Origin of the sequence: Lactobacillus gallinarum, from assembly GCF_002160635.1 — a bacterium.
Classification (GTDB): Bacteria; Bacillota; Bacilli; order Lactobacillales; family Lactobacillaceae; genus Lactobacillus; species Lactobacillus gallinarum.
On record NZ_NFKZ01000028.1, the window covers coordinates 1 to 24,901 of the forward strand.

The 24,901-nt window shown below is 36.7% G+C and carries 23 protein-coding genes and 1 pseudogene; 16 read left to right on the top strand and 8 right to left on the bottom strand.

Features of this window, described 5'->3' with window-relative positions:
- The first annotated feature begins 201 nt into the window (after positions 1 to 201).
- The 9 genes from B5E95_RS08285 (at position 202) to B5E95_RS08330 (ending at position 10,060) form a co-directional block, all read left to right on the top strand.
- Positions 202 to 840, top strand: coding sequence for an ABC transporter ATP-binding protein (locus B5E95_RS08285; RefSeq protein ID WP_087176248.1), 639 nt, complete (start codon positions 202 to 204; stop codon positions 838 to 840).
- Entirely contained in the window at positions 837 to 1,595 is a 759-nt protein-coding gene (locus B5E95_RS08290; RefSeq protein ID WP_087176247.1) for an ABC transporter permease, read from the top strand. The genes B5E95_RS08285 and B5E95_RS08290 overlap by 4 nt, the downstream gene beginning before the upstream one ends.
- Before the next feature lie 156 nt (positions 1,596 to 1,751).
- The gene (locus B5E95_RS08300) at positions 1,752 to 2,981 is read left to right on the top strand and encodes an RNA-guided endonuclease InsQ/TnpB family protein (RefSeq protein ID WP_087176246.1); all 1,230 of its coding nucleotides are present in this window, start codon (positions 1,752 to 1,754) and stop codon (positions 2,979 to 2,981) included.
- Positions 2,982 to 3,090: 109 nt separating this feature from the next.
- Positions 3,091 to 4,392 carry a restriction endonuclease gene (locus tag B5E95_RS08305; RefSeq protein ID WP_087176245.1) on the top strand — a complete coding sequence of 434 codons (1,302 nt, stop codon included), beginning with the start codon at positions 3,091 to 3,093 and terminating at the stop codon, positions 4,390 to 4,392.
- Between the two features lie 78 nt (positions 4,393 to 4,470).
- Positions 4,471 to 5,871: a C69 family dipeptidase gene (locus B5E95_RS08310; RefSeq protein WP_087236185.1), complete on the top strand. Its 1,401-nt coding sequence runs from the start codon at positions 4,471 to 4,473 to the stop codon at positions 5,869 to 5,871.
- A 202-nt stretch (positions 5,872 to 6,073) separates the two neighbouring features.
- Positions 6,074 to 7,459 carry an Ig-like domain-containing protein gene (locus tag B5E95_RS08315; RefSeq protein WP_087176243.1) on the top strand — a complete coding sequence of 462 codons (1,386 nt, stop codon included), beginning with the start codon at positions 6,074 to 6,076 and terminating at the stop codon, positions 7,457 to 7,459.
- A 97-nt stretch (positions 7,460 to 7,556) separates the two neighbouring features.
- A complete protein-coding gene (locus B5E95_RS08320; protein ID WP_087176242.1) occupies positions 7,557 to 8,330 on the top strand; it encodes a putative ABC transporter permease in 774 nt (257 codons plus the stop codon).
- A 126-nt stretch (positions 8,331 to 8,456) separates the two neighbouring features.
- Positions 8,457 to 9,491: an AI-2E family transporter gene (locus B5E95_RS08325; RefSeq protein ID WP_087176241.1), complete on the top strand. Its 1,035-nt coding sequence runs from the start codon at positions 8,457 to 8,459 to the stop codon at positions 9,489 to 9,491.
- The gene (locus B5E95_RS08330) at positions 9,488 to 10,060 is read left to right on the top strand and encodes an SGNH/GDSL hydrolase family protein (protein ID WP_087236187.1); all 573 of its coding nucleotides are present in this window, start codon (positions 9,488 to 9,490) and stop codon (positions 10,058 to 10,060) included. The genes B5E95_RS08325 and B5E95_RS08330 overlap by 4 nt, the downstream gene beginning before the upstream one ends.
- A 41-nt stretch (positions 10,061 to 10,101) precedes the next feature.
- On the opposite strand, the gene B5E95_RS10985 is transcribed toward B5E95_RS08330, so the two are convergent.
- Positions 10,102 to 10,284 carry a hypothetical protein gene (locus tag B5E95_RS10985; RefSeq protein ID WP_087176239.1) on the bottom strand — a complete coding sequence of 61 codons (183 nt, stop codon included), beginning with the start codon at positions 10,282 to 10,284 and terminating at the stop codon, positions 10,102 to 10,104.
- A 175-nt stretch (positions 10,285 to 10,459) separates the two neighbouring features.
- Here B5E95_RS10985 and B5E95_RS08340 point away from each other — a divergent pair, with 175 nt between their 5' ends.
- A complete protein-coding gene (locus B5E95_RS08340) occupies positions 10,460 to 11,794 on the top strand; it encodes an SLC45 family MFS transporter (RefSeq protein ID WP_087176238.1) in 1,335 nt (444 codons plus the stop codon).
- Between the two features lie 103 nt (positions 11,795 to 11,897).
- Here the strand turns inward: B5E95_RS08340 and B5E95_RS08345 are convergent, their stop codons facing one another.
- The 4 genes from B5E95_RS08345 to trpX form a co-directional block, all read right to left on the bottom strand.
- On the bottom strand, positions 11,898 to 12,254 hold the full coding sequence (locus tag B5E95_RS08345; protein WP_087236189.1) for a hypothetical protein: 357 nt from the start codon (positions 12,252 to 12,254) through the stop codon (positions 11,898 to 11,900).
- Positions 12,255 to 12,501: 247 nt separating this feature from the next.
- Positions 12,502 to 13,263, bottom strand: a complete 762-nt coding sequence (locus tag B5E95_RS08350) for an ABC transporter ATP-binding protein (protein WP_087236191.1) — start codon at positions 13,261 to 13,263, stop codon at positions 12,502 to 12,504.
- The gene (locus B5E95_RS08355; RefSeq protein WP_025006122.1) at positions 13,260 to 14,156 is read right to left on the bottom strand and encodes an ABC transporter permease; all 897 of its coding nucleotides are present in this window, start codon (positions 14,154 to 14,156) and stop codon (positions 13,260 to 13,262) included. The genes B5E95_RS08350 and B5E95_RS08355 overlap by 4 nt, the downstream gene beginning before the upstream one ends.
- Positions 14,153 to 15,145, bottom strand: coding sequence for a tryptophan ABC transporter substrate-binding protein (trpX, locus tag B5E95_RS08360; protein ID WP_087236193.1), 993 nt, complete (start codon positions 15,143 to 15,145; stop codon positions 14,153 to 14,155). Before trpX ends, B5E95_RS08355 begins: the two co-directional genes overlap by 4 nt.
- A gap of 338 nt (positions 15,146 to 15,483) precedes the next feature.
- On the opposite strand from trpX, the gene B5E95_RS08365 reads away from it, so the two are divergent.
- On the top strand, positions 15,484 to 16,191 hold the full coding sequence (locus B5E95_RS08365; protein WP_162606884.1) for a YjjG family noncanonical pyrimidine nucleotidase: 708 nt from the start codon (positions 15,484 to 15,486) through the stop codon (positions 16,189 to 16,191).
- Here the strand turns inward: B5E95_RS08365 and B5E95_RS08370 are convergent.
- Complete coding sequence (locus tag B5E95_RS08370) at positions 16,188 to 16,805, bottom strand: CorA family divalent cation transporter (protein WP_087236195.1); 618 nt, start codon at positions 16,803 to 16,805, stop codon at positions 16,188 to 16,190. The genes B5E95_RS08365 and B5E95_RS08370 overlap by 4 nt on opposite strands.
- 112 nt (positions 16,806 to 16,917) lie before the next feature.
- Between B5E95_RS08370 and B5E95_RS08375 the strand changes: the two genes are divergently transcribed.
- The 3 genes from B5E95_RS08375 to B5E95_RS08385 all read left to right on the top strand — a co-directional run bounded on the left by B5E95_RS08375 (position 16,918) and on the right by B5E95_RS08385 (position 20,852).
- A complete protein-coding gene (locus tag B5E95_RS08375) occupies positions 16,918 to 17,775 on the top strand; it encodes an aldo/keto reductase (RefSeq protein ID WP_087236198.1) in 858 nt (285 codons plus the stop codon).
- Positions 17,776 to 17,985: 210 nt separating this feature from the next.
- Entirely contained in the window at positions 17,986 to 19,908 is a 1,923-nt protein-coding gene (locus B5E95_RS08380) for a GTP-binding protein (RefSeq protein ID WP_087236200.1), read from the top strand.
- Between the two features lie 125 nt (positions 19,909 to 20,033).
- The gene (locus B5E95_RS08385; protein WP_087236202.1) at positions 20,034 to 20,852 is read left to right on the top strand and encodes a Cof-type HAD-IIB family hydrolase; all 819 of its coding nucleotides are present in this window, start codon (positions 20,034 to 20,036) and stop codon (positions 20,850 to 20,852) included.
- A 139-nt stretch (positions 20,853 to 20,991) separates the two neighbouring features.
- On the opposite strand, the pseudogene B5E95_RS08390 reads toward B5E95_RS08385, so the two are convergent.
- Positions 20,992 to 21,696 (bottom strand): annotated as a pseudogene (locus B5E95_RS08390) (endonuclease/exonuclease/phosphatase family protein); the annotation flags it as partial.
- Positions 21,697 to 21,718: 22 nt separating this feature from the next.
- On the opposite strand from B5E95_RS08390, the gene B5E95_RS08395 reads away from it, so the two are divergent.
- A complete protein-coding gene (locus B5E95_RS08395) occupies positions 21,719 to 22,324 on the top strand; it encodes a histidine phosphatase family protein (protein ID WP_087236204.1) in 606 nt (201 codons plus the stop codon).
- Positions 22,325 to 22,381: 57 nt separating this feature from the next.
- On the opposite strand, the gene B5E95_RS08400 is transcribed toward B5E95_RS08395, so the two are convergent.
- Positions 22,382 to 23,395: a D-2-hydroxyacid dehydrogenase gene (locus tag B5E95_RS08400; RefSeq protein ID WP_087236206.1), complete on the bottom strand. Its 1,014-nt coding sequence runs from the start codon at positions 23,393 to 23,395 to the stop codon at positions 22,382 to 22,384.
- Positions 23,396 to 23,521: 126 nt separating this feature from the next.
- Here B5E95_RS08400 and B5E95_RS08405 point away from each other — a divergent pair, with 126 nt between their 5' ends.
- A complete protein-coding gene (locus tag B5E95_RS08405) occupies positions 23,522 to 24,364 on the top strand; it encodes a fructosamine kinase family protein (RefSeq protein WP_087236208.1) in 843 nt (280 codons plus the stop codon).
- The last annotated feature ends 537 nt before the right edge of the window (positions 24,365 to 24,901 follow it).

Below are 24,901 nucleotides of genomic sequence, written 5' to 3' on the forward strand. Positions count from 1 at the left end.
CTAAAGCCCCGATGACATATAGTTTTACTACTACTTAAATTCTACAAGAGAATAAAAATAGTGAATCAATTATCCCGTCGGATAACTAATTCACTATTTAGCTTAGAATGTTTATTATGCAATCACATATTTAATTTGTCACCTAAAGCCAATATGGTTAAACTAAAAATGTTAATGCAAAAATATTTTTAGGAAAAAACTATGACAATTATCGAATTTAAACATATTAGTTACCAGGTAAAAGAAAAACAAATCTTGCATGATGTTTCTTTTAAGGTAGATCGAGGAGATTTTTTGACTTTGGTTGGACCATCAGGCTCTGGTAAAAGTACTATTTTAAAATTAACCGCTAATTTAATCAGCCCAACAGCAGGCGATATTTTTTATCAAGACAAAAAGATGGCGAAATACGATCCCGTCCAATACCGCAGGGAAGTCTCTTATTGTTTCCAGCAGCCGAGCTTGTTTGGCAAAACGGTAAGAGAAAACTTGATTTTTCCCTATGAAATTAGAAGGCAAGTCGTTGTAGAAAAAAGGATAGATGAGTTACTAAAACTAGTTGATCTATCTGCTGATTTTTTGGATAAGGACATAAATTCTTTGTCAGGTGGAGAAAAGCAGCGAGTGGCTCTCATTCGAAATATAGTTTTTCTGCCTAAGGTGTTGCTACTAGATGAGGTTACAACTGGGCTTGATGATGATAGCAAGGAAATAGTGCATCAATTGATTAAGCGAGTGCACGAACAAGGAACTACTATTATTCTAGTAACTCACGATCAAAGTGAGATTCAGACGGCCGGTCATATTATGCAGATTAAGCAGGGAAGGATCATCAAATGAAGAATGTGATGGTTAGTAATTTATCTTTAGTGTTGGCTTTTGCCTTGGTGCTGGTATCAATCGCGATCTCGGCTAAAGAAAAGCTGGGCTTAACTAAAGATATTTTAACGAGTGTATTTAGAGCAATTATTCAGTTAGTCATTATCGGCTTTGTGCTGAAGTTTATTTTTCACGTTGATCAGCTGTGGTTAACCATCGTTTCGACCTTGGTCATCATTTTTAACGCGTCCTGGAACGCTAATAAACGTGATCCTAATCCGCACCGCAGTCTTTGGAATTCGATAATTGCCGAGGCTATCGGCACCTATGTGACGCTAGGTTTGCTGATTTTTTCAGGGGTAATTAAGCCCATCCCGATGCAGGTGATTCCAATTACGGGGATGATTGCCGGTAATGAAATGGTGGCGATCGGCTTATGCTACAAGGCATTGCATGATAGTTTCAATGATTTGCATCAACAAGTTTTAGAAAAATTAGCTTTGGGCAGCGATATTAAATTGGCATCGATGCCGATCCTGCGTCGGAGTATCAAAACTGCGATGCAGCCAACGATTGATTCTGCCAAGACCGTGGGCTTGGTTAATTTACCAGGGATGATGTCGGGCTTGATCTTCGCAGGAATTAATCCAGTTTACGCGATCAAGTATCAGATTATGATCACATTCATGTTACTGTCGGCGACAAGCCTTGGTGCGGTAATCAGTGGTTATTTAGCCTATAAAAATTATTTTAATGAACAGATGCAGCTGCGATGAGAAGGCCTGAGTTTAAACACCAGGGCTTTTATTTTTATCTAAAAATTCGCTACATTTTATTGATTAATTGCCGGAGAAAACACGGGATTTTAATCCCGTGATGAATCCGGCCTTTTTTAGTTTTTTTGCTTGTTCCCCCCCTTCTTTCTTAAACATATGTTTGATATAATCTTAAAAAGAAAGGAGGGAACAAATGTGCTAAAAGGGATCAAATTAAGACTCTATCCTAATAGAACACAACAAAACCAGCTTGAGCAGATGTTTGGCAATGATCGCTTTGTTTGGAATCAAATGCTGGCCATGATGAATGAGCGCTATCAGAATAATAAAGCTTTGCCTTTTTTAGGCAAGTTCAAGCTGAATTATCTGCTTAAGCCGCTTAAAAAAGAATATCCTTTTTTGAAAACCAGCGATTCTTCAAGCTTGCAGGTAGTTAATGAATTCCTAACTCAATCTTGGAAGAACTTCTTTCAAGATAAAAGTGGTCAAATTGGCAAGCCTCGTTTTCATTCACGCAAGTATCTGAAAAAGTCTTATACAGGCAAGTCAATCATAAAAACTGCAGGTAAAAGGTACTTGAAGATTCCTAAATTAGGCTATGTCAAAACCAGCAAGACTGGAGTTTTGCAAAACACTAAGGTTAAGCGTTATACGGTCGTACTTGAACCAACGGGCAAGTATTATTTGTCTCTACAAGCTGAAATACCTGAACCAGAGAAGTACAGCTTAACTGGCAAACAGGTTGGAATTGATGTTGGCGTAGCTGATTTAGCAATTCTGTCTAATGGGCTAAAATATCCTAGTTTTAATAGCTCTTATTTTGAAAAGAAAGCCAAAGTCTGGCAGAAAAAGTATTCTCGACGTAGACATTTAGTTAAATTACTAGTTTTACAAAATAAGAATAAAAAGGTGCTTTGTCCTAGAAGCTTAGAAAGCTTCACTAATTGGCAAAAAGCGCAAAAGTCAAAAGCCAAATACCAAGCTAAAGCAGCTAATCAGCGCAGAGATTATCTGCATAAACTAACTACGCATTTAGTTAAGCAATATGATGTAATTGCGATTGAAGATTTGAAAACCAAGAATCTTCAGAAAAATCATCATTTGGCTAAGTCAATTGCCAATGCTTCATGGCGAATGTTTAGACAAATGCTAGAATACAAATGCGAATGGTATGGCAAGAAACTAATTGCAGTTGATCCCAAGAACACTTCCAGAATTTGTTCAAAATGTGGCTATAATAGTGGCGCTAAGCCATTAGAGATTCGTGAATGGACTTGTTCTAAGTGTCAAACCAAGCATGATCGAGATATTAATGCGGCAGTTAATATCCTGCATAAAGGAAGTACAAAGCTAAATGGTCAGGGACTGGCCATGGTAACAAGCTGAGTTCTGTGAGTTAGGTATTTGACTAGTTCAATGTAAGATCCTAAACACTACTCAGTGTTCCCAGAAACCCGGCACTTCAGTGCCGGTGTAGTTCATAGTAGGTGAGTAAATGGTATTACATATAGGTGTTTCGTATAAAACGGGACCTCAGGCTAAAAAAGAAGCACAGGAAATTTCTGATACATATTATATTTCTGAAGATGATGATTCTTCGAAAAATTATTTTATTGAAACCCATTTAAAAGATGGAAAGAAAAATTATTTTAATCAAGCTGGAATTTTTAAACCTGCTGAAAATGAATGCATTATTATTTCAAGTAATACGAAATCCAGAGGGATTAACTATAATCCATGGGAAGATGAGTTTAATGAAGATGTCGGGTATATAAATTATTATGGTGATAATAAAAGACCTGACACAGATCCTGCAACTACACGAGGGAATAAATATTTGTTGGATCAATTTAAAATTAGTCATGATCCTAATCCCGAAGTAAGAGCTACTGCTGTTCCTATTGTATTTTTTGAAACACGTAAACAGGGAGAAAGAATTTTTCATGGATATGGTGTGATAAAAAATGTTAAATTGGTAACTCAATACACAGGTAGTGGGGCAGATAAAGCATATTTTTCCAATTATTTATTCACTTTCTGTGTATTTTCAATGAAAAAAGAACAGGAAGGCTTTGATTGGTCCTGGATTGAAGCGAGAAAACAGGCAGCTAAAGATAAAAGTTTTATTTCTTTAGCCAATGCACTAGCTCCTAAAGAATGGAAATTTTGGATAAGGACTGGAGATTTAGAAAAAGTTCGCCGGAAGGTTTATGGAAGAAGTACTTCTAAAAAAGAGGAGCAACTGCCTACACCTGGTTCTGCAGATGATAAAATTTTGAATCAAATCTATGAATATTATCGGAAGAAAGATAATTCAAAAGCTCATAGTGGAGATTTTGAATTTGAAGGTCTAGCTAAAGAAATTACACGATTAATTATTGGGGATGCATGCCATGATGGTTGGGTAACTAAATCATCTGGTGATGGTGGTTATGATTTTGTTTTACGAGTAGATATTGGAACTAAGGGCATTAGCCAAGTTAGACAGGTGGTATTAGGTCAAGCTAAATGTTACCGACGAGATCAGCGTATAACAGGAGAAGCCGTTGATAGAGTAGTTGCTAGGTTAAAGCGTGGATGGATCGCAGCATTTGTGACTACATCTTTTTTCAGCGACCCAGCTCAACGCGAAATACTGGAAGACGATTATCCAATCATGTTAATTAGTGGTAAGCAGGTTGCACAGACCGTAAGAAAATATATCTATGAGAAAAATATAACTCTTCAAGAATATTTAGATTCATTGAGTCGCGATCAATCTTTTAAATCACCAGAAGATATTCTGAAAGAAGAGTAGCTAAATGTTTTATCCATTAATTATTTCTCAAGTGTTCTGCAATAGACTAAAAAGAACAAAATTATAGGAGGATAAAAAATGCCATGTACAACAATTTTAGCCGGTAAAAAAGCTACGGCTGACGGTTCAACTTTAATTGCCAGAAACGAAGACTACGGTCACGCCTTCAATCCTAAACGTTTCATCGTCGTAACGCCTGACAAGCAACCTAAAGATTATCAATCAGTAACTTCTAAGTGCAAGGTAGATTTGCCTGACAATCCTATGCGTTATACCGCTGTGCCAGAACTTGAATCAACCATGAAGACCATGGGCTGGTGGGGCGAAGCCGGTATCAACGCCGCTAATGTTGCAATGAGTGCCACCGAAACCAGCACTACCAATTCACGTATTTTGGGCGTTGACCCAATGAACAAAAAGGGAATCGGTGAAGAAGACTTCGTTACGATCGTTTTGCCTTATATTCATTCAGCTCGTGAAGGGGTAAAATTGCTCGGGCAATATCTAGAAAAATACGGCACTTATGAATCAAACGGCGTAGCCTTCTCAGATAAAGATGAAGTTTGGTACATGGAAACTATCGGTGGCCATCACTGGGCAGCTCAAAGAATCCCAGATGATTGTTACATCGCTGCGCCAAACTGGTTTAGCATCACCGATTTTGACTTTGCTAGTGATGATACGATGGCTTCCGCTGATTTGGAAGAAATGATTGAAAAGTATCACTTAGATATTGATCACAGCGGTAATCCATATAATCTTCGTCATATCTTTGGTAGTCACGATGATTCAGACTATGAATACAACATTCCGCGCCAATGGTATATTCAAAAACTCTTTAATCCAAGTGATGTTCATGAGCCTGATGATCCTAACTTGCCATTCATTAAAAAGCCTGAACATTTATTAACTATTGAAGATTTCAAGTATGCTTTATCATCACGCTATCAACATACTAAGTATGATCCTTATGGCTTACAAGGCACTAATGCAGACCGTCATGCTTTTCGTCCGATTGGTTTTCAACGTAATCAGGAATTATCAATTTTACAAATTAGAAATGATGTCCCTAAGGAAATAGCTGGCGTTCAATGGTTAGCCTTTGGTCCTAATACATTCAATGGCATTGCGCCATACTATACCAACGTGCTTGATACGCCTAGCGTTTACCGTGATACCAAGGAACATTTTGATATCAAAAATATGTATTGGCTGACCCAAGCTATCGCTACCATTGTTGATGAGCATCGATTCCGCTACAGCGCTTCAGTCGAAGAATTGAAGCAACAAACATTAGCTGCAGGTCGTCATATTTTACTTGAAACTGATGCAGAAGCTGAGAAATTAACTGGTGAAGAATTACAAAAGAAACTGCATAATGCTAATGAGCAAACTGCAAAAGCTGCATACGATGCTGCAATGAAATGCTTCGGTGATTGTGTTGAAACTGGTGCATTACAAATCAAATTGAATTATTAAGCTTGAAATTAAGAAAGGCTCGCCGAGAGGCGGGCTTTTTTGATCAGTTTTGTTTTATGTGATGAACAAAAATCAACTTTTATCACAAAAGCAATGACGAAAAATATATATTGTTTTTCTTCTTTACCGAATAGCTATCTTTTACTTTTTTCCTCTGTATAATCTCAATTAACGAATCTAAAAGTTAATGAGGGAATATGATATGAAAAAATTACTGGTCAGTGTTGTGTTTTTATTAATGCTGATGTGGGTCAAAGGAGCAAAAAACGTTCAAGCTGCCGTGAATGATAATTTTACTAAGATCGTTTTTAACGATGGCAGATCAGAGAAAGTGGAGAGTGGTCAGCTAGTTCACGTTAATGTGGAGCTTACCGGTTATCAGAAGGATAAGTTGAAAAGTGATGATTCACTGACTATTACCTGGAGTGAATCTGATAAAGTCCAGGCAAAAGGAATTAATAAAACTAAAAATATTATCATTAAAGACGAAAATGATAACGAGCAAAAAGTTGGGACATATACTGTTGAAACCAATCGCGTTTTAGTGAAATTTAATAACAAGATTGAAAAGTATGATCACCTTGTAGGTCAGCTAACATTTGATCTTTTGGTTCGTAATTCAGCAAATGATAAACAAGAACTAACTGTGCATGCTGGAAAAATTGAGAAGGTCTTAACAATTGAACCCGAAGATAAAGAGGCACTTTTTACTGAAATTATTGGTAAATTGAACCAACACCAAGATAGTATTGCATGGGAAATAAAAGTAAATCCTGATGAAAAAGAATTTTTAGGACCGATAAAAATTTTGAATGAGCTACCAGAGGGCCTGGAATTTAATAAAAATACGGTAGGAATCGAAACCGATGATATTTTTATCGAGTTAGGCAAGAAAGAAGTTAAATTTGATCAAAATAAATTGTTGATTAGTTTAAATAATAAGGGACGATCACATAGAACTTTTACTATTAAATATAAGACGAAAGTTCTGGAACAAAAAGCGATTACCGGGATTAATAAGATCCAATTAGAATATCAGTTAAAAAATGAAGATAAAAGAAAAAGTAGTTTATACGAAGGGAGAATTTTAGATGATTATGATGCAACTTTTGTGGGGATCCGTAGTGAGAGCAATGATGAAATGGCACGACGCAAGACTCTTGAGAAAGCTGAAAAAGATAGAGGATTGTCCATATTGTTCTCAAGACTACTCAAATTATTAGACGATAAAAAAGATAGTCGGCAAACAAACGATAAGGATGTTGAGCCAGTCAAGACGTTATCTAAGACAAGTACACCGGAATCTACATTTGAAGCGGCTAAGGATGTAAATCCTAAAGAGCTAAGTGGCTTTGACAAGAAAGAACAAAAGGTTACGCATAGCGATTCAAGTGATGATACCGACTTAGATGAAGAAGATGATGATATTAAATCACTAAAACATTCTTCAACTAAGGAGCATTCATCTAGAAGTCGTTCAGGCAAATTGCCACAAGCTGGTGAAAGGACAAATGGCATTTTAAGTTTGATGGGTGTATTCATTTTGCTGGCAGGAATATTAGGAATTAAAAGAAAATTTTCAAAATAAAAAGTATATTAATTATAAAATTCGGATTTTTGATAGATAAAACTTGATCTTTCACGTATTATGGAGTTATAACTTTGTATCATGAAAGAGATATAATATGCCATACTCAATTTCAGAAATTATTGTTTTATTTTTTACGTATTCTTTTATTGGCTGGCTATGGGAAACTTGCTACTGTTCAATTAAAGATCATCATTATGATTATCGTGGCTTTCTTTTTGGACCATATTGTCCAGTCTATGGATTTGCAATTACGACTATTTTAATTTGTACCAAAGATGTACAAGATAACTTATTTCTTTTATTTGTAATTGGATTTATTGTTGCAACAGTCTTTGAATATTTTGCTAGTTTCTTTCTTGAAAAAGTCTTTCATATGAAATTATGGGATTATTCTCACTTATGGGGAAACGTTCAAGGAAGAGTAGCTCCAATCATTTCGCTCTTTTGGGGAATTGGAGTGGTGTTACTGGTAAAATTTGTGCAGCCATTTGTTCAAGATATTATAAACATAGAAGAAAGAGATACTCATGGCTGGTTAGCCGTAGGTATTACGATTGTAATGGGACTCGATACAGTCTTAACTATGATCAGTGTAGAAAGATTCCATACTACGACCAAGATGTGGGATGACCATATCAATCAATTCATTGATCGTGTAAGAATTAAAGTTGAAAGCAGAATGCCTGAAAAGGGTAAATTAAAAGTTGGCGATTGGCATCACTCAGTAATGCAGCACTATGATGAATTGCAACCATATCAATTAAGTTGGAACCATAAACGTTTTCTTAAGAGTTTCCCTAAGTTAAAAGTACTTGATGCACCAAAGTTTATGGAAATCAAAAAAGATATTTTGAAAAAAGAAGATTAGATAGCAAAATAGACAACTCTCAATTGAGTTGTCTATTTTTTTAGTGGAAAGTGGTATAGAAATACCAAGAACAAATTTAGGAATGATACAATCAAACATATGAGTTAGAGAAAACGAGGTTAGGTTATGGATACTGCTTGGCAGAAATTCAAAAATAATATTCCTTTGCGCAGGTTTGTAGTATTTTTGATCATTGTTGCTTTTCTTTATGAAATGCGTGCGATGATGAATACGATTTTGTTAACGTTTATTTTTACATATGTTATTGTGCATTTGATTCACTTCGTACAGCGTTATGTTTCTAAAATGCCAACCGGCGCAATTGTTGTAGTGACGTATTTAATTATTTTGGCACTACTTTATTTTGTCATTACGGTTTATATGCCGATGTTGGTTGGACAGATTTCTAAGATGGTCAAATCCGTAATGGCGTTTTATGAGACGAATCAGTCATCGCAGTTAATGTCGTATGTAACGCATTACATTAGCAAAGGTGAACTTGTTACACAGGCAAAGCGTGCCATGACATTTGCCTTTCATACCGCTACTAATATTGGTACGTTGACGATTGCAACATTCATGTCGCTTATTTTAAGCTTCTTTTACACCATCGAATTAAAGCAGATGCGAGAGTTTTCAAGTTTATTTGTTAAAAGCGGCTACTTAAAATGGTTATTTGAAGATATTCGTTACTTTGGCAAAAAGTTTACTAATACTTTTGGTGTAGTTTTAGAAGCACAATTTTTTATTGCAATCTGTAATACGGCCCTTACCATGATTGGTTTGGCGATTATGAAAATGCCACAAATTGTAGCTTTAGGCTTGATGGTATTTATCTTAAGCTTAGTACCAGTTGCCGGTGTGATTATTTCGCTGATTCCATTAAGTATCGTAGGGTACTCCGTCGGCGGCATTCGCTATGTGATTTATATTTTTGTCATGATCATGATTATTCATGCAATCGAGGCGTATGTGCTAAATCCTAAGTTTATGGCCAGCAAGACAGAATTACCGATCTTTTATACTTTTTTAGTACTTCTTGTAGCAGAACATTTTTGGGGTACATGGGGACTAATTGTAGGAGTTCCGATTTTCACTTTTTTATTAGACGTTTTAAATATCAAACCTACTAAAAAGGATAAGAAAGCTAAATTAAAATGAGAGTACTACTTACAGGCGATAGCATTATTGCTCGATATGAAGGGAAGACCGAGCCACATATTAACTGGAATTTAAAGCAGATATTGCCTGAGATTCAGATTGAAAATACTGCGGTTTCGGGAATTAATTCAGGAGCATTTTTTGCTCGATTAAATGAATTAGTATTGAGCGTGAAAAAGTGCGATAATTTGGTGATTTTATTAGGAACAAATGACTTGGCAACACATAAGCAGGTTCCGCTAGAGCAATTTAAAAGAAATATGGAATTAATTGCCTCTGCGGTTATTTGTCAGTACTATCCGCCACATGTATTGCTCATTTCGCCGCCAGCAGTAGATGAGCAGAAGCAACATGTACGCAATAATGAGTTGGTAAAAAAATATGCGAAAGTGGTTGAAGAGATAGCAGAAGAATATCATTTTCATTATGCAGATTTGTGCCAAGCAATGATTGATGCAGGCGATTTAAGCGATATTTCTCGGGGAATAAAAAATGATGGCTTGCATTTTGGTGATAAAGGATATGGAATACTAGCAAGTTTGATTAGGCGAGAATTGAAAGAAATGTAAAAAAGCAAGGTTATCAAATATAGATAACCTTGCTTTAATTTTTATCTAACTAATGCCCAGATGAGACTTCCGATACCAATGATGGCGAGAAAAGGGATTAATAAGTATGCACAAAAAATAAAAATCAATCCTGCCATAATTAGGAAGCCGAAAATTTTAATTAAACCGATTCCCAATTTGAAAAATAGCCAAAGTAGGAAAATTACCAATAATAATGAAAGCATAATTATACCTCCAATTTCTATGATTAATATTTTACTACTAGCAGAATATTGTGGACCTTAAGCTTTTATAAAATTTAGTTACCGTTAACAATAGATCAGACGTTGAAAGCTCTTACAATGATGACTATATTTATTTGATGTAAGCGATTTAAAAGAGAGAAAATGAGAGGGAAAAATGAAAGCAGAAAAAGTGGGCTTGCCTACATTAGCTAGTAGTGTAATCTGGATGATTAGTTTGGGTTATTTAGGTGTGCAGATTGCCTTTACTTTGGAAACTTCTCAAATGAGCAGAATTTTTCAAACTTTGGGTGCAGATCCAACTAAACTTGGTTGGTTCTTCATTCTGCCACCGTTAGCAGGGTTGGTAGTTCAACCAGGGATTGGATCTTTGTCAGATCGGACATGGATTCCTAAAATTGGACGTCGGTTACCGTATTTATTAATAGGAATGATTTTCGCTGTTTTAACTATGGTAATTTTACCTAATGTGGGCAGCTTTGGTCTGGGATATGGTTCAATTGAAGCATTGATATTCGGTGCTGTGGCTATTGCTGTTCTTGATGTTGCTTCGAATATGGCCATGCAACCATTTAAGATGATGATTGGTGACATGGTTAATGATGAACAAAAGTCATATGCTTATGGTATTCAAAGTATGCTTTCAAACTTTGGTGCCGTAATTGCTGCATTCTTTCCATTCTTATTAACGACACTAGGTGTTGCCAACACTGCCAAAAAGGGAGTAGTGCCACAGTCAGTGGTTATTTCATTTTATGTTGGTGCAGCAGTTTTAGTAATTACTTCATTATTTACAATTTTTAGAGTTCATGAATATGATCCAGAAACTTATGCTCGTTATCATGGCATTAAGGAATCTGATAATCAAGAAGGTGGCGGCTGGATTAACTTGCTAAAAAAGGCACCAAAAGTATTCTGGCAAGTTTCATTAGTTCAGTTCTTCTGTTGGATTTCTTTTCAGTATTTATCAACATATGCTACGGGCGCAATTGCAGAAAATGTTTGGCATACAACGAATGCTTCTTCTGCAGGCTATCAGATTGCTGGGAATTGGTTTGGTGTATTAACAGCTGTACAATCAATTGCAGCAGTAATTTGGTCATATGTATTAGCCAAGGTGCCTAATAACCATCATAAATTAGGCTATGGTTTAAGTTTATTACTAGGAGCCATTGGCTATACTTCAATCTTTTTAATTCATTCACAAGGAATGCTGATTCTATCTTTTGTATTGATTGGTATTAGTTGGGCAGGGATGAATACTTATCCATTGACGATGGTTTCTAATGCCTTATCAGGCAAACATATGGGGACATATCTAGGCTTGTTCAATTGCTCAATTTGCTTACCACAGATTGTTGCTTCACTGCTTAGTTTTATTATTTTTCCAATGGTAGGAAATTCTATGCCAGCGATGATGTTAATTACTGGGATTTCAGGCTTTTTAGCAGCTTTGTCGGTAATTGGAATTAAAGAAGCCTATGTTAAATGAAAATAATTAAGGTAAAAAAGGTGAGATAGCGCATAGCTATCTCACCTTTTTATTATGATATTCATCATGTTAAAAATTATTTATTTGTTTTGATCTGAAAAAATTAGTCCTTAACAACGTCCTTAGCGTTCAACCATTGACTCTTGTTGATCTTAACGATCTTCTTGCCGTTAGTCTTCTTAACTGCTTTAGCAGTGAAAGTTGAACCCATTGAAACTTTCTTAGCAGTCTTCTTACCGTTAGCGTTTAAAACGTTAACTTTTTGATTCTTGGTGTCTTTTACAACAACGAAGATCTTGTCGCCTTTCTTGATTGAAGGATTAGTAGTAGCAACTTCTGAAAGACCAAGCTTTGGAGCAGTGAAGCTAGCAGCTTCACTAACTGAAGCACCGACACCCATCATACTAATTGAAGCAACTACAACTGAAACAACTTTAACAATTTTCTTTGAGTCTAACATAATGAATACCTCTATTTTCTAAATCACTTTAACTTGTTGGAACTTTTCGTTCCCTCATTCCTTACATCTTTATTATATAACGAACGTTATATAATGCAAGGGCAAAATAAGACTTTTTTAAAAAGAAAATAGATGGCGCAAAAGCCTGCTATAATAACGTTTATGCCAAGTTTTAATTATAAAAAGTAAAAACAAAAATTTTTGTTAAAAAAATCCAGGTGCTTATTAAAACATCTGGATTTAAGTCTTAATCGGTAAAATATTGCAAAATATCTTCTTCAGTTAAAGTCTTTTTGTCTTGTCCATTAACATCTAAAACAATTTTTCCACTATTTAGAATAATAGTGCGGTTGCCATATTTAATGGCATCCTTTAATTGGTGGGTAATCATGATGCAAGTTAAATGTTCTTTTTTAACAACCTTGTTGGTTAATTCTAGGAGTTGCCGACTGGTATTTGGATCTAGAGCAGCAGTATGTTCATCAAGTAAAAGGAGTTCAGGCTTTTTGATAGTCGCCATCAAGAAACTGAGAGTTTGTCTTTGACCACCAGATAAATTGCCGACAAAAGTATTTAACCGTTCATTTAATCCATTGGGTAGTTGAGCTGTCTCACGCTTAAATTCTTCTAAATGCTGGTCCAATCCACGTAAATGCAATCCGCGTTGTTGCCCGCGTTTAGTAGCCAGCAGTAAATTTTCGGCAACGGTCATTCTAGGTGCAGTTCCCATTTTTGGATCTTGGAAAACCTGTGCAATATATTTTGCCCGTTTTACCTCAGATAGATTAGTTAAATCGCGCTCTTTTAAAATAATTTTCCCGCTAGTGGGAAAAATAGAACCATTGATAATGTTAAGTAACGTAGACTTCCCGGCTCCGTTAGTTCCAAGTAGGGTGATAAAGTCACCATCGTTTATTTTTAAATTGATATTTTTAAGAATATTTTTTTCTTCGCTAGTTCCAACGTTGACTGTGGTAGTGATATTTTGTAAATCTAAAATTGTACTCATGGCTTAGTCACACCTTTTTTCAATAATTTACGAGTATGAAATTTCTTTTCAAATAAAGGCAACATCATGCAGATGGCTAAAATAATTGCTGAAATCAACTTGAAGTCGTTGGTGCTGAAACCAAGTTGCAATACTAATAATAGAATCAAACGATAAATAATGCTGCCGATGACTACGGCAATTAGTCGTGCTGTTAAAGATAAATTGCCGTAAACCACTTCACCAATAATAATTGCAGCTAAGCCAATAACCATCGTTCCGATTCCCATATTAACATCGGCATAGCCGCCATTTTGCCCTAATAATCCGCCGGCTAAACCAATTAAACCGTTAGATAGCATTAGGCCGAGAATTTTCATGTTATCGGTATTTATGCCTAATGATTGAGCCATTTTTTCATTATCACCGGTAGCGATAAAGGCTTGTCCAAGATCGGTATTTAAGAAAAGTGCTAGCAATAAAATAATAAAAATGGCGAAAAGTAATCCAACTACAATAGTAGGAAAATTATCGGGCAATCTTTGTAAAAATTTTTCGTTCAGCAATGTAGCTTTATTAAGCAGGCCGACATTTGCTTTCCCTAAAATACGTAAGTTGACAGAATAAATTCCGGTCATAGTTAAAATCCCAGCTAATAAAACGGGAATTTTGCCTTTGGTGTAAAGCAGCCCAGTAATTAAGCCTGTGAGCATTCCACCTAAAAAAGAGAGGATAGTGGCGATAATTGGATTAACGCCATGAACTAGTGCGCTGATACAGATAGCTGCACCAAAAGGAAAAGTACCCTCGACGGTCATATCAGGGAAGTTCAGGATTCTAAATGTTAGGAAAAGTCCAAGAGCCAATATTCCCCATAAGAGCCCTTGACCAATAGTTGAAGTAATTAAACTCATTTGATAATTCTTCCTTTCTTTTGTGCGGCAGATAAAACAGAAGCTGGAATATGAATATTTAATTTCTCTGCAGTTTTAGCATTAATTACTGTTTCGTAATGAGTTACTCGTTTAACGGGTAAGGTTGCCGGATTTTTACCGTGCAAAACTTGTCCCGCCATTCTACCAGTTAAAAGTCCCATGTCGTATTGACTAACACAGCGAGTTGCTAGTCCGCCTGATTTAACCATTGTATCTGCGGCAGGAAAGACCGGAATCTTCACTGCGTTTGTTGCTTTAAGTAGCGTGGCAATTCCTGAAGCTACGGTGTTATCAGTTGGCACATATACTGCCTGAACTTTTCCAGCTAAGGTTTGAGCGACTTGTTCGATATCATTGGTAGAAGTAATGGTATAAGGTGTAACATTTAGACCTTGTTTTTCTGCGAGCTGTTTAAATTCTCGATATTCTGAAGTAGAAGAATCATCGCTAGAAGTATAAACAACGCCAACTTTTTTTAGATCAGGCATAATAGTTTTCATTAATTTAAGTTGAGCCGCAATTGGTTGTCTGTCTTGAACCCCAGTGATTTTGCCACCAGGACGAGCTAAACTTTTGACTAGATGTGCACCAAGAGGATCGCTAACAGCTCCCATGATTACCGGTGTATCTCCCGGAGTATTGGCTAAAGACTGAACTGCTGGCGTAGCGATTCCGATAGTTAATGCGGCATGTTCCCCGATAAAGCGATCACCCATTGATTTTAGATTGCTTTGGTCGCCTTGGGCATTTTGAAAATCAATTTTAATATTTTTACCTTCAAAATACCCTTCTTCTTTGAGCCCTTGAATAATTCCCCGATGAATTTGATCTAAAGCAGGGTGACTCATAGTTTGTAAAATTCCTACAGTTGGTTGTTTTTGTTCTGCTTTTTCTTGGTTTGTTTCAGAAATGAAAGCCACAATCAAAAAAGCAAAAAGAGCAATAAGCGTTCCAATTAATCTTTTCATTTTTAAACCTCAAACAAAAAAGCATTTCCTCTTGACGGGAAATGCTTAAAACAAAACCCGCACGTTTATTTTCCGTGCGGGTAATTTTCATGAAGATTTACCAGCACAGACGCGATCGTATGAGCCGCATCTGTACCTTAAGCGTGCAGAAACAACTCTAGTGCTGGAATTGCCAACGATTGAGTACTACATTCTTAAACATGATAAATCTTCCTTTCGTCTAAAATACTTGTTGCTCAAATTTTAAAGAAAGGTGAGAAAGATGTCAATTATTTTTTTCTTAATGATAGCTGGTATAATTAATACCCAGCTATAAAAAATAGAAGGGAATGACTTCATTGCGCTATCAACAAATTATTTTCGATGTAGATGATACGATCATCGACTTTGCTGCTACGGAAGATTTTGCTTTACACAGCCTTTTCAACGTTCATCACTGGCAATTAACGCCAGAACTTCAACGCCAATATCATGCCTATAATCAAGGATTATGGCGCAAGCTTGAACAAGGTGAAATAACCTATGAAGAACTAAGTGAGATGACTTTTCACGATTTTATTAAGGAGCATTTCGGTTTAGAAATTGATGGTCAAAAGATGATGAATGAATATCGTTCCTACTTTGGTGAAGCCCACCAATTGCTTCCCGGAGTAGAAGATACTCTTAAGTTTGCTAAAAAACAGGGCTATAAATTAACCGTTTTAAGTAATGGCGAAAAGTTTATGCAAAATCATCGCTTAGAATTAGCGGGCGTGAAGAAATATTTTGATTTAATTGTTACTTCGGAAGAAGCTCATTATTCTAAACCTAATGTCCATGCCTTTGACTATTTTTTTAGCCGCACGGAAATTGGTCCTAATGATACGGTCTTTTTTGGCGATGGTTTACAATCAGATATTTTAGGAGCTGAAAGATATGGCTTTGACAGTATCTGGTACAATCACCGTCATCGTAAAAACACCTTGAATTTACATCCCAAGTTTGAAGTGGAAAATTATCCTGAATTTGTTAAATTAATGCAAAATGATTTTGAGAAGAAGTACTAATCGTTGTACTTCTTTTTCTTTAGAATAATTGCCCAAATAATTGTCAAAATAGCCGCAATTGTGATGATAATCCAGAAGCCGTTCTTATTGGTTCTGCCAGGTAAGCCACCAATATTCATGCCCCAGATACCGCTGATTAAAGCAACGGAATTCAGATATTTCATTAAGTGATTCAAATGGCTGTCCATCATGGCGGTGAATAAGCCACTGATTGAATTCAATAGATCCGTATAAACATGGATCATCTTAGTCAGTTGCGCTTGTTTAGTCATTAAACTGGCAATGTCGGCAGAGGAAGCAAGTTGATTCTTTTTTGGATATTCACCAAAAGAGCGTAAGCTTTCTGTTTGATCATCTAATGTGTGTTTGAGGTAGACTAGTTCTCTAGTTAAGTCAGTAACTTTTTTAAGTTCTTTAGTTTTAGTTGTTTCACGTGCAACGGAATCTAAGTAATCTATTTTTCTTTTGACAGCATTTAGTTTTTGGTTGATATGATCAAGCTGACTAAATAAATTAGCAAAAATAGCAGAATCTAAATCCCATTGGCTGGTTAATTGTTTAATATCGGAAGCAGTTAAGTTGCTTTTCAAAATTAAGAAAGATTTTTCAGGCATATTATTCACCTCACATTGATTATTTAGTTTAAGATTATCATGTGAGTAGTTATAGACAGATAAGATTAGCTTGAAAGCAAACTTTTTTAGAAAAAATTAAGGAAAAACATATATGGAATTACATTCAATTATAGATACTTATACTTTGAACAATGGCGTTAAGATTCCCGTAATCGGCTTCGGTACTTGGCAAACTCCAAGTGGTGAAGTAGCCAAGGAATCAGTTTTAGCCGCATTGAACGCTGGCTACCGTCATATTGATACCGCTGCAGCTTATGGCAATGAAGAAAGTGTTGGCGAAGCAATTAAGAAGAGCGACGTTAATCGTCATGATTTATTTGTTACTACTAAGTTGTGGAACGCGGATCACGGCTATGACAAGACAAAGAAAGCAATCGACACTAGTTTAGAAAAGCTTGGTTTGGATTACTTAGATATGTATTTAATTCATTGGCCAAATCCTGCTAACATGCGTGATCATTGGGCAGAGTTAAATGCCGAAAGCTGGCAAGCGATGGAAGAAGCTGTCCAAGCTGGTAAGATTCGTGCAATTGGTGTGTCTAACTTTAGAAAGCATCACTTGGATGAATTGATGAAGACAGCAGAAATTAAGCCAGTTGTTAACCAGAACTACTTGAACCCAAGCGATTTGCAACCGGAAGTTACTGCAGCAAGCAAGGAATACAATATGCTTAATGAAGCTTACAGTCCATTAGGTACAGGTGGTTTGCTTGGTAATGAAACAGTAGGTGAAGTTGCTGAACATTATGGTAAGTCTCCAGCCCAAGTGTTAATTCGTTGGTCACTGCAACATGGATTTTTGCCATTGCCTAAGTCAGTTCACCCTAAATATATTGCAGCTAATGCAGATGTATTTGATTTTGAAATTAGTCCAGAAGACATGGCCAAGTTAGATGATTTGCGTGGAGCAAGCAAGTTGGCTAACGATCCTGATCAAGTTGATTTTTAATGAAATTAATTAAAAAAGCCGCCCAGAGGGTGACCAGTTTTGCTACTTAAAGTAGTTCTTTAGAAGATCTAAAAGAAACTTAAGCAGTTTTTTCACGTACTTTGGAGGTACGACGAAATTAAAGATTATAAATTGACGTGTATACAGCTGGTTACTGTACGTCGACGTGTGGCTCTGCTATTGCAGGGCTTTTTTGTTTAAGGTGAAAAAATGAAGAAAATTACAATGGGAATATTAGCTCACGTTGACGCGGGTAAAACTACGTTATCAGAGGCTCTGCTTTATACAGCAGGAAACTTGCGCAATTTGGGCCGAGTAGATAATGGAGATGCGTTTTTAGATACTAATTCGCTTGAGAAAAAGCGCGGCATTACGATTTTTTTACATGCTGCTAAACTGACGACTAAAGATTTAGATGTTACTTTATTGGATACCCCAGGGCACGTTGACTTTGCGGCGCAGACTGAGGAGACGCTTGGCGTACTAGATTATGCCATCTTAGTGGTCTCAGCTACAGATGGTGTAGTTAGTTACACTAAGGCGTTATGGCGACTGCTCCAGCGTTATAACGTGCCGACCTTTATTTTTGTTAATAAAACTGATATTGCGGGTATTGATCTCAAGCAGGTTTTAGCTGATATTCAAGAGAATCTTGATCAGGGATGCATTGATTTTAATAAGATCGATGATGATTTTTATGAAAATATCGCTGCAGTTGATGACGACTTGCTGGAAAAATATTTAGATGGACAGGCAATTGAAATAGCTGATATTCAGAAATTGGTTTTACAAAGACAGGTATTCCCTGTGTTCTTTGGTTCAGCATTAAAGCTTACTGGCATTCCTGAATTTTTAGCTGGCTTAGATCAATGGACGAAAGAAAAGGCATTTGGTTCAGACTTTAAGGCAAGATGTTTCAAGATTTCCCATGATCAAAAAGGTGAGCGTCTATCATGGTTGCGGGTTTTAGGTGGCAGCTTAAAAGCTAAAAGCATGCTGGGTGATGAGAAAATCAACCAATTACGCAACTATAACGGCGCCAAGTTCAATGTGGTGCCTGAAGCAACGGCCGGGGATGTTGTAGCAGCTACTGGTCTAAAAGATACTTATCCCGGTGAAGGAATTGGCACGGCAGATACGCACGCGTTCTTTAAGCCTGTTTTGACATATCGGGTAAATCCTGGTGAGCATGACATTCCTGAATGTTTAAAGGCGTTAAAAGCTTTAGAAGATGAAAATCCGCAATTACATGTAACTTGGTCAGAACATTTACAAGAGATCCATGTCCAAGTAATGGGAGAAATCCAGTTAGAAATATTAGAGCAGCTTTTGCAGGAGCGATTTAGTTTAGCAATCAGCTTTGAACAAGGCAATATTTTATATAAAGAAACAATTACTAAACCGATCGAAGCTGTCGGACACTTTGAACCATTGCGCCATTACGCGGAAGTTCACCTACTCCTTGAACCAGGTTCCGAAAACAGTGGCATTATTTTTGAAAATAAGTGTGATTTGGAAGTTCTAACTAAAAATTGGCAGCACCAAATCATGACCGCATTAAAGTCTAAGGAACATTTAGGTGTTTTAACCGGCTCGCCAATTACAGATATGAAAATTACCTTGATCGGTGGGAAGGGCAGTCTAGTGCACTCAGTCGGTGGTGACTTTAGAGAGGCGACGTATCGCGCCATTCGTCAGGGTTTGATGGAGTTGAAAGTTAGAAATGAGCTGCAGCTGCTTGAGCCTTGGTATGATTTTCATTTAGAGGTTGAGCAGGATCAAGTGGGCCGTGCTTTGAATGATATTCAGCGGATGCATGGTAAGTTCGATACGCCTGAAAATAATGGAAATCGAACGATTATTAATGGATCTGCACCAGTTAGTGAGATGCGAGATTATGCGACTGAAGTGCGTAGCTATACTCATGGTCAGGGAATATTTGAATGCGTAGTCAAAGGATATTTGCTATGTCATAATGCGGATGAAATAATTGCAGCGAAAGATTATGATCCTATGTCTGATTTAGAAAATACACCAAACTCTGTATTTTGTTCTCATGGAGCAGGGCATACAGTAACCTGGGATCAAGTGCCGCAGACCGCACATTATCCTTATAGTTACCCATTAGATTAGAGAAAAATTCTTGCGTAAACTGAAATATATGATTACCTGTGAAAGAAATTTCATTTTGCCCTGTAAATAATGAAAGACAACCGCTTACATAGTAAGATAAAACTATGATAGAAAGGTTGATATTAATGACTACAATTCCTTTTAAAGCCGTAGCAGTTGATATGGACGGAACATTTTTAACAGAAAAAAAGACTTTTGATCACGAACTATTTGGCAAAATCCTAAAAAAATTACAAGCAAATAACATTCCATTTATTTCAGCAACGGGTAATCAATTAATTCGTTCACATGAATACTTTCAAGAATTTACTACTGGCATCGATTATGTTTCTGAAAATGGTGCGATCTTAGAGGCAGATGGCAAAGTAATCAAAAGAACTGCGCTTGACTATGATATTGCTCAAAAACTACTCAACTTTATTCAAACCGAATATCCAGAAGCAATTATCATGGTTAGTGCAGAACATCATTGTTACATCTTGAAGAGCATGGATAAGGCAACTAAAGACGATATTCGAATTTATTATCGTAAGGTAGAAGAAATCGATAAATTTACTGATATCGATCCAAGCGATGCTATTTTGAAGGTTTGTCTGACTGCCGATGATGAATTGGCTACTGTGATTCAGAATCGCTTTAATGAAAAATATGGTGATTATATTCGTGGTACTAGCAGTGGCAATATGACGATCGATTTGGTACACAAAGGCATCAACAAAGCTAAAGGTGTAGCTGATATGCTTAAGTACTATCATATTGATCAAAAAGATTTAATTGCCTTTGGTGATGGTGAAAATGATATTGGCATGCTTAAGGCTTGTGGTTATAGTTATGCCATGGCAAATGCCAATGAAAAAGCCAAAGCTGTTGCTAAATACGAAGCACCGTCAAATGATGAAAATGGTGTACTTAAAGTATTGGCTAAATATTTGGATGTTGAATAAAAATAAAAAAGCCGTTTTTACGGCTTTTTAGTTTTATCTTAAATTAAATTCCAATCTTACTGGATTGTGATCGGAGTAGCGATAATCAGTATTGATGTCGGTAGTCTTGGCCTTAATATTTTTCGAAATAATAAAACCATGCCGACCGTATTTTACCACCCTTGTCATAGGCTGACATGTGGCTGTTGATGACGATTAATTCTTTTCCGTCTTTGATAGGGTAATGCATAACTGTGAAGCAACGATCAAGATCCGTGAATTTAGAAATGAATGCGGACGAAACAGGAAACTTTCTTCTGATTGCACTTTGCATGTGATATTTACTCATGCTGAGCAAGCCTGATTGAACGCTGCCGTGTGGGTCATAAAGTGGCCAGGCAAGATAAGCTGAATGAAAGTTGTTGGCAAAAGCATGTTCAACTAAATTGACTTGATTGACGTAGTGACTACGTGTTGAGTGAGTATCGATTTCTTAAAAGAGCATAAAGTCAGGATTCTGTTTTTTCATGGTCTTAATAACACCATCAGTCGAATCAAGAACAGATTGCTTAGAAAACGCGGTACCGCGGGTACCTTGCGTTTTTTTGCCGTTCTTAAGTTCACCTTTGTCCATGAAAAAATCAAAATTGTGATTATATGCACCAAAGCTGACATTATAAGTGATAATAGAATATGGATGATACAAACTTAGCTTTTTAGCCTGATTGTTTTTTACTGTTAATTTGCGGTTGTCAGGGATGCGATAATAGTGCATTTGCATGTAGCCAACATAACCGATAATCACTACAAGCAAAATACCGATTAAGCTGAGCGAACCGATCCCAATTCGTTTTAGTATTTTCATTTTTAATCTCTAGGAGAAAACGATGATTACAGTATATTTAGTTCGTCACGGACAAACTTTCTTCAATTATTTCCATAAAATTCAAGGTAGATGTGATTCTCCACTAACCCCGTTAGGAATTGCACAAGCAGAAGCTACACGTGATTATTTAAAAGAAAAACACGTGCACTTTGATTATGCCTTTTCTTCAAGCTCTGAAAGAGCGAGTGATACGTTGGAAATTATAACGGAACACAAGATGCCATTCAAGCGCGATAAGGGATTAAAAGAGTATGCCTTTGGTCGCTACGAAGCTCATGATGAAAGTTTGAATCCTAAACCGCCTTACGGAGATTTCTTTAAACAATTTGGCGGTGAAACTCAAGACGAAGTAAGTGAGCGAATGGATAAAACAATTCGTAGATTGTTAAATGATATTCCAGATGGTAAAAATGTGTTAATTGTCTCACATGGTGGGGCTTTAATGAACTTTTTAAGAAAAGCATTGAACAGCCTGCATCCCTTAGGCAAATTGCATTATCACAATTGCGGCATCGTTGTTTTGAATTATGATGGACAAAACTTTACTTTGAAATCTGTAGCTAGTCCCGCTGATGACGTACCTGATAGCTACAATGACAATTTATAAGTACAAAAAAATCTCAGCCCAATTGAGCTGAGATTTTTTATTAATTCTAATTTATTTTTAGAACTTGTTCTTGTCCAAAGCAACTGGAGAATCTGGTTTTTCACCGTTGATTAACTTCAAGTTGTTGTCGAATGCCTTAACAACCATGTTACGTACAGCGTGAGTGGTGTAGAAGGCGGTGTGTGGAGTTACCAATACGTTTGGACGATCAATTAAGTCTGCCAAACGCTTGTCTGGGAATTCTTTACCTTCCCAATCCTTGTTAAATACACCAACTTCGCCTTCGTAAGTATCCATAACGAAGCCGAAGATCTTGCCTGAGTCCAAACCACGGATAACTGCGTCAGTGTCAACAAGTGGACCACGTGAGCAGTTTACAATTACAACGCCGTCTTTCATTTCTGCGATTGACTTGTCGTTGATCATGTGAACGTTAGCTGGTACATCTGGTACGTGAAGTGAAATTACATCAGCTTGCTTGTACAAATCGTCAAGTGAGTCAACGTAGTAACCCTTCTTTTCAAGTTCTGGGTTCTTGAAGATATCGTAAGCAATAACCTTTGCGCCGAAACCTTCCATAATTCTCATAAATACTTGACCAATGTGACCAGTACCAACAACACCGACAACTTGGTCACGAACTTCACGGCCGATAGTTGGTGCCCAACGTAAATCACGTTTAGCCATCTTTTCGTCCATGCGCTTGTCTTGACGTAATACACGTGCAGCTTGAATAGCAGCATGTTCAGCAATAGCGTCTGGTGAGTAAACTGGAACATTAGTAATTTCAAAGCCAAGTTCTTTAGCCTTGTCCATGTCAATGTTGTCGACACCAACGTTACGTAATGACATCTTAGTTACGCCAGCATCTGCCAATGCTTGAAGAGTATCTGCAGTGTAGTCTAATTGTTGGTAAACAACAACACCATCTGCACCCTTAGCAAGCTTTGCAGTTTCAGGAGTCAAAAGCTTATCAGTGAAATCAACATCGATATCCTTGTGAGCTTCCTTCCATTCGTTCAAGAATGGTTCTTCGTCTTTACGAATAGCGTAAGCAAAAATCTTTGTCATAAATTCAACCTCCGTAAAATTTATTAGTATGACCATTCCTCATTATACACTTCACTTTGCTCAACAAAACACAAAAGATCTAATTTTTTTGAGAAAAATCTATAATGAAAGAAGAGGTAAATAATCATGAAGTTAAATCAAAAATGGCTTAGTCAATTGCCAATAGAGAAAATTATTTCGTGTGAATCTGTGCATGGCGGCGACATGAATGAAGCTTTTAGAATTAAAACTGCTAGTAAAACTTATTTCATGAAGTTGCAGCCGAAGAAGCCTGCTTCCTTTTTTGATCATGAAAAAAGAGGACTAAATGAAATGGCTAAAGCTGGGATAAACACTTTACAAGTTTTAGCTAGTGGTCAAATTGAAGGGGATGCATATTTACTTTTAAACTGGCTGGACAGGACCAGCGGCAATCAAGCTGATCTCGGAAAAATGGTTGCAAAAATGCATCAGTATCATCATGAGCAATTTGGTTTTGGCGATACTTATCGAACTCGAATTTTGAAAAAAGACAATCATTGGAATTCCAGTTGGATAGATTTTTACGTTAATCAACGCTTGACGCCCGAAGTTGAATATGCCAAAAAAGTGGGTCGCTGGAATGATTATCGTGAAAAACATTTTCAAAAAATGGTAGCTGCTTTTAAAGATTATTATGCAAAAAATGAAGTTCAGCCCAGCTTGTGTCATGGCGACTTGTGGTGGGGCAACGTGATGTTTGCAAAAGAAAAGCCCTATCTAATTGATCCAGATGCCGTGTATGCAGATCGTGAATTTGATTTAGCGATGACGACAGTTTTCGGCGGCTTCAATGATGAATTTTATGCAGCATACAATGAAGTTTATCCTTTAAGACCAGACCTAGAACGGCGTCTTAACTGGTATCGCTTCTATTATCTTTGCATGCATTTAGATTTATTTGGTGAAGAATATGGAGGAGAAGTTGATTATATTTTGAGCAATTTCTAAAGAATTTATTAAGAGAAAAAATAAATAGTGACGCAATGTCAGCTTGCTGATATTATATACTCATAACAAAAATACAACGCAACAAATATAGAGATAAGTTGCAAGAAGGTAACAAATCTTCTAATTCCTTATTAATACATCCTATTGGACATATATTGATTCATACATTGGGTATTGCTTTTACTGGTTGTCCCCTGTGCAACCATAAAAGTGAAGATTGATAAAAAGTCCATCCCCTTTTTGCGAAAGTGAGGAATCAGGCTCCCCTGCAGTATCTCTAGCGTTGAACGTTTTGTTAATCTTGATAAATCATTTTCGCAACATTAGTGATGAGTAGGCTAATGTAAAAAATCTCGTTATTCTCATTCAACACAACTCCCTTAAAAGGATTAGTTTAGAAAAGTCATCTAAGCTAATCCTTTTTCTTGTGTGTCGGGCATGACATTTCATCTAGTCTAGTGAAAGTCTAGACCACGGGTAGTTGTCGCCAAGTGTAGTGAACCACAAGCTGATAGCGGTGACGCTATGGGTGAAGGA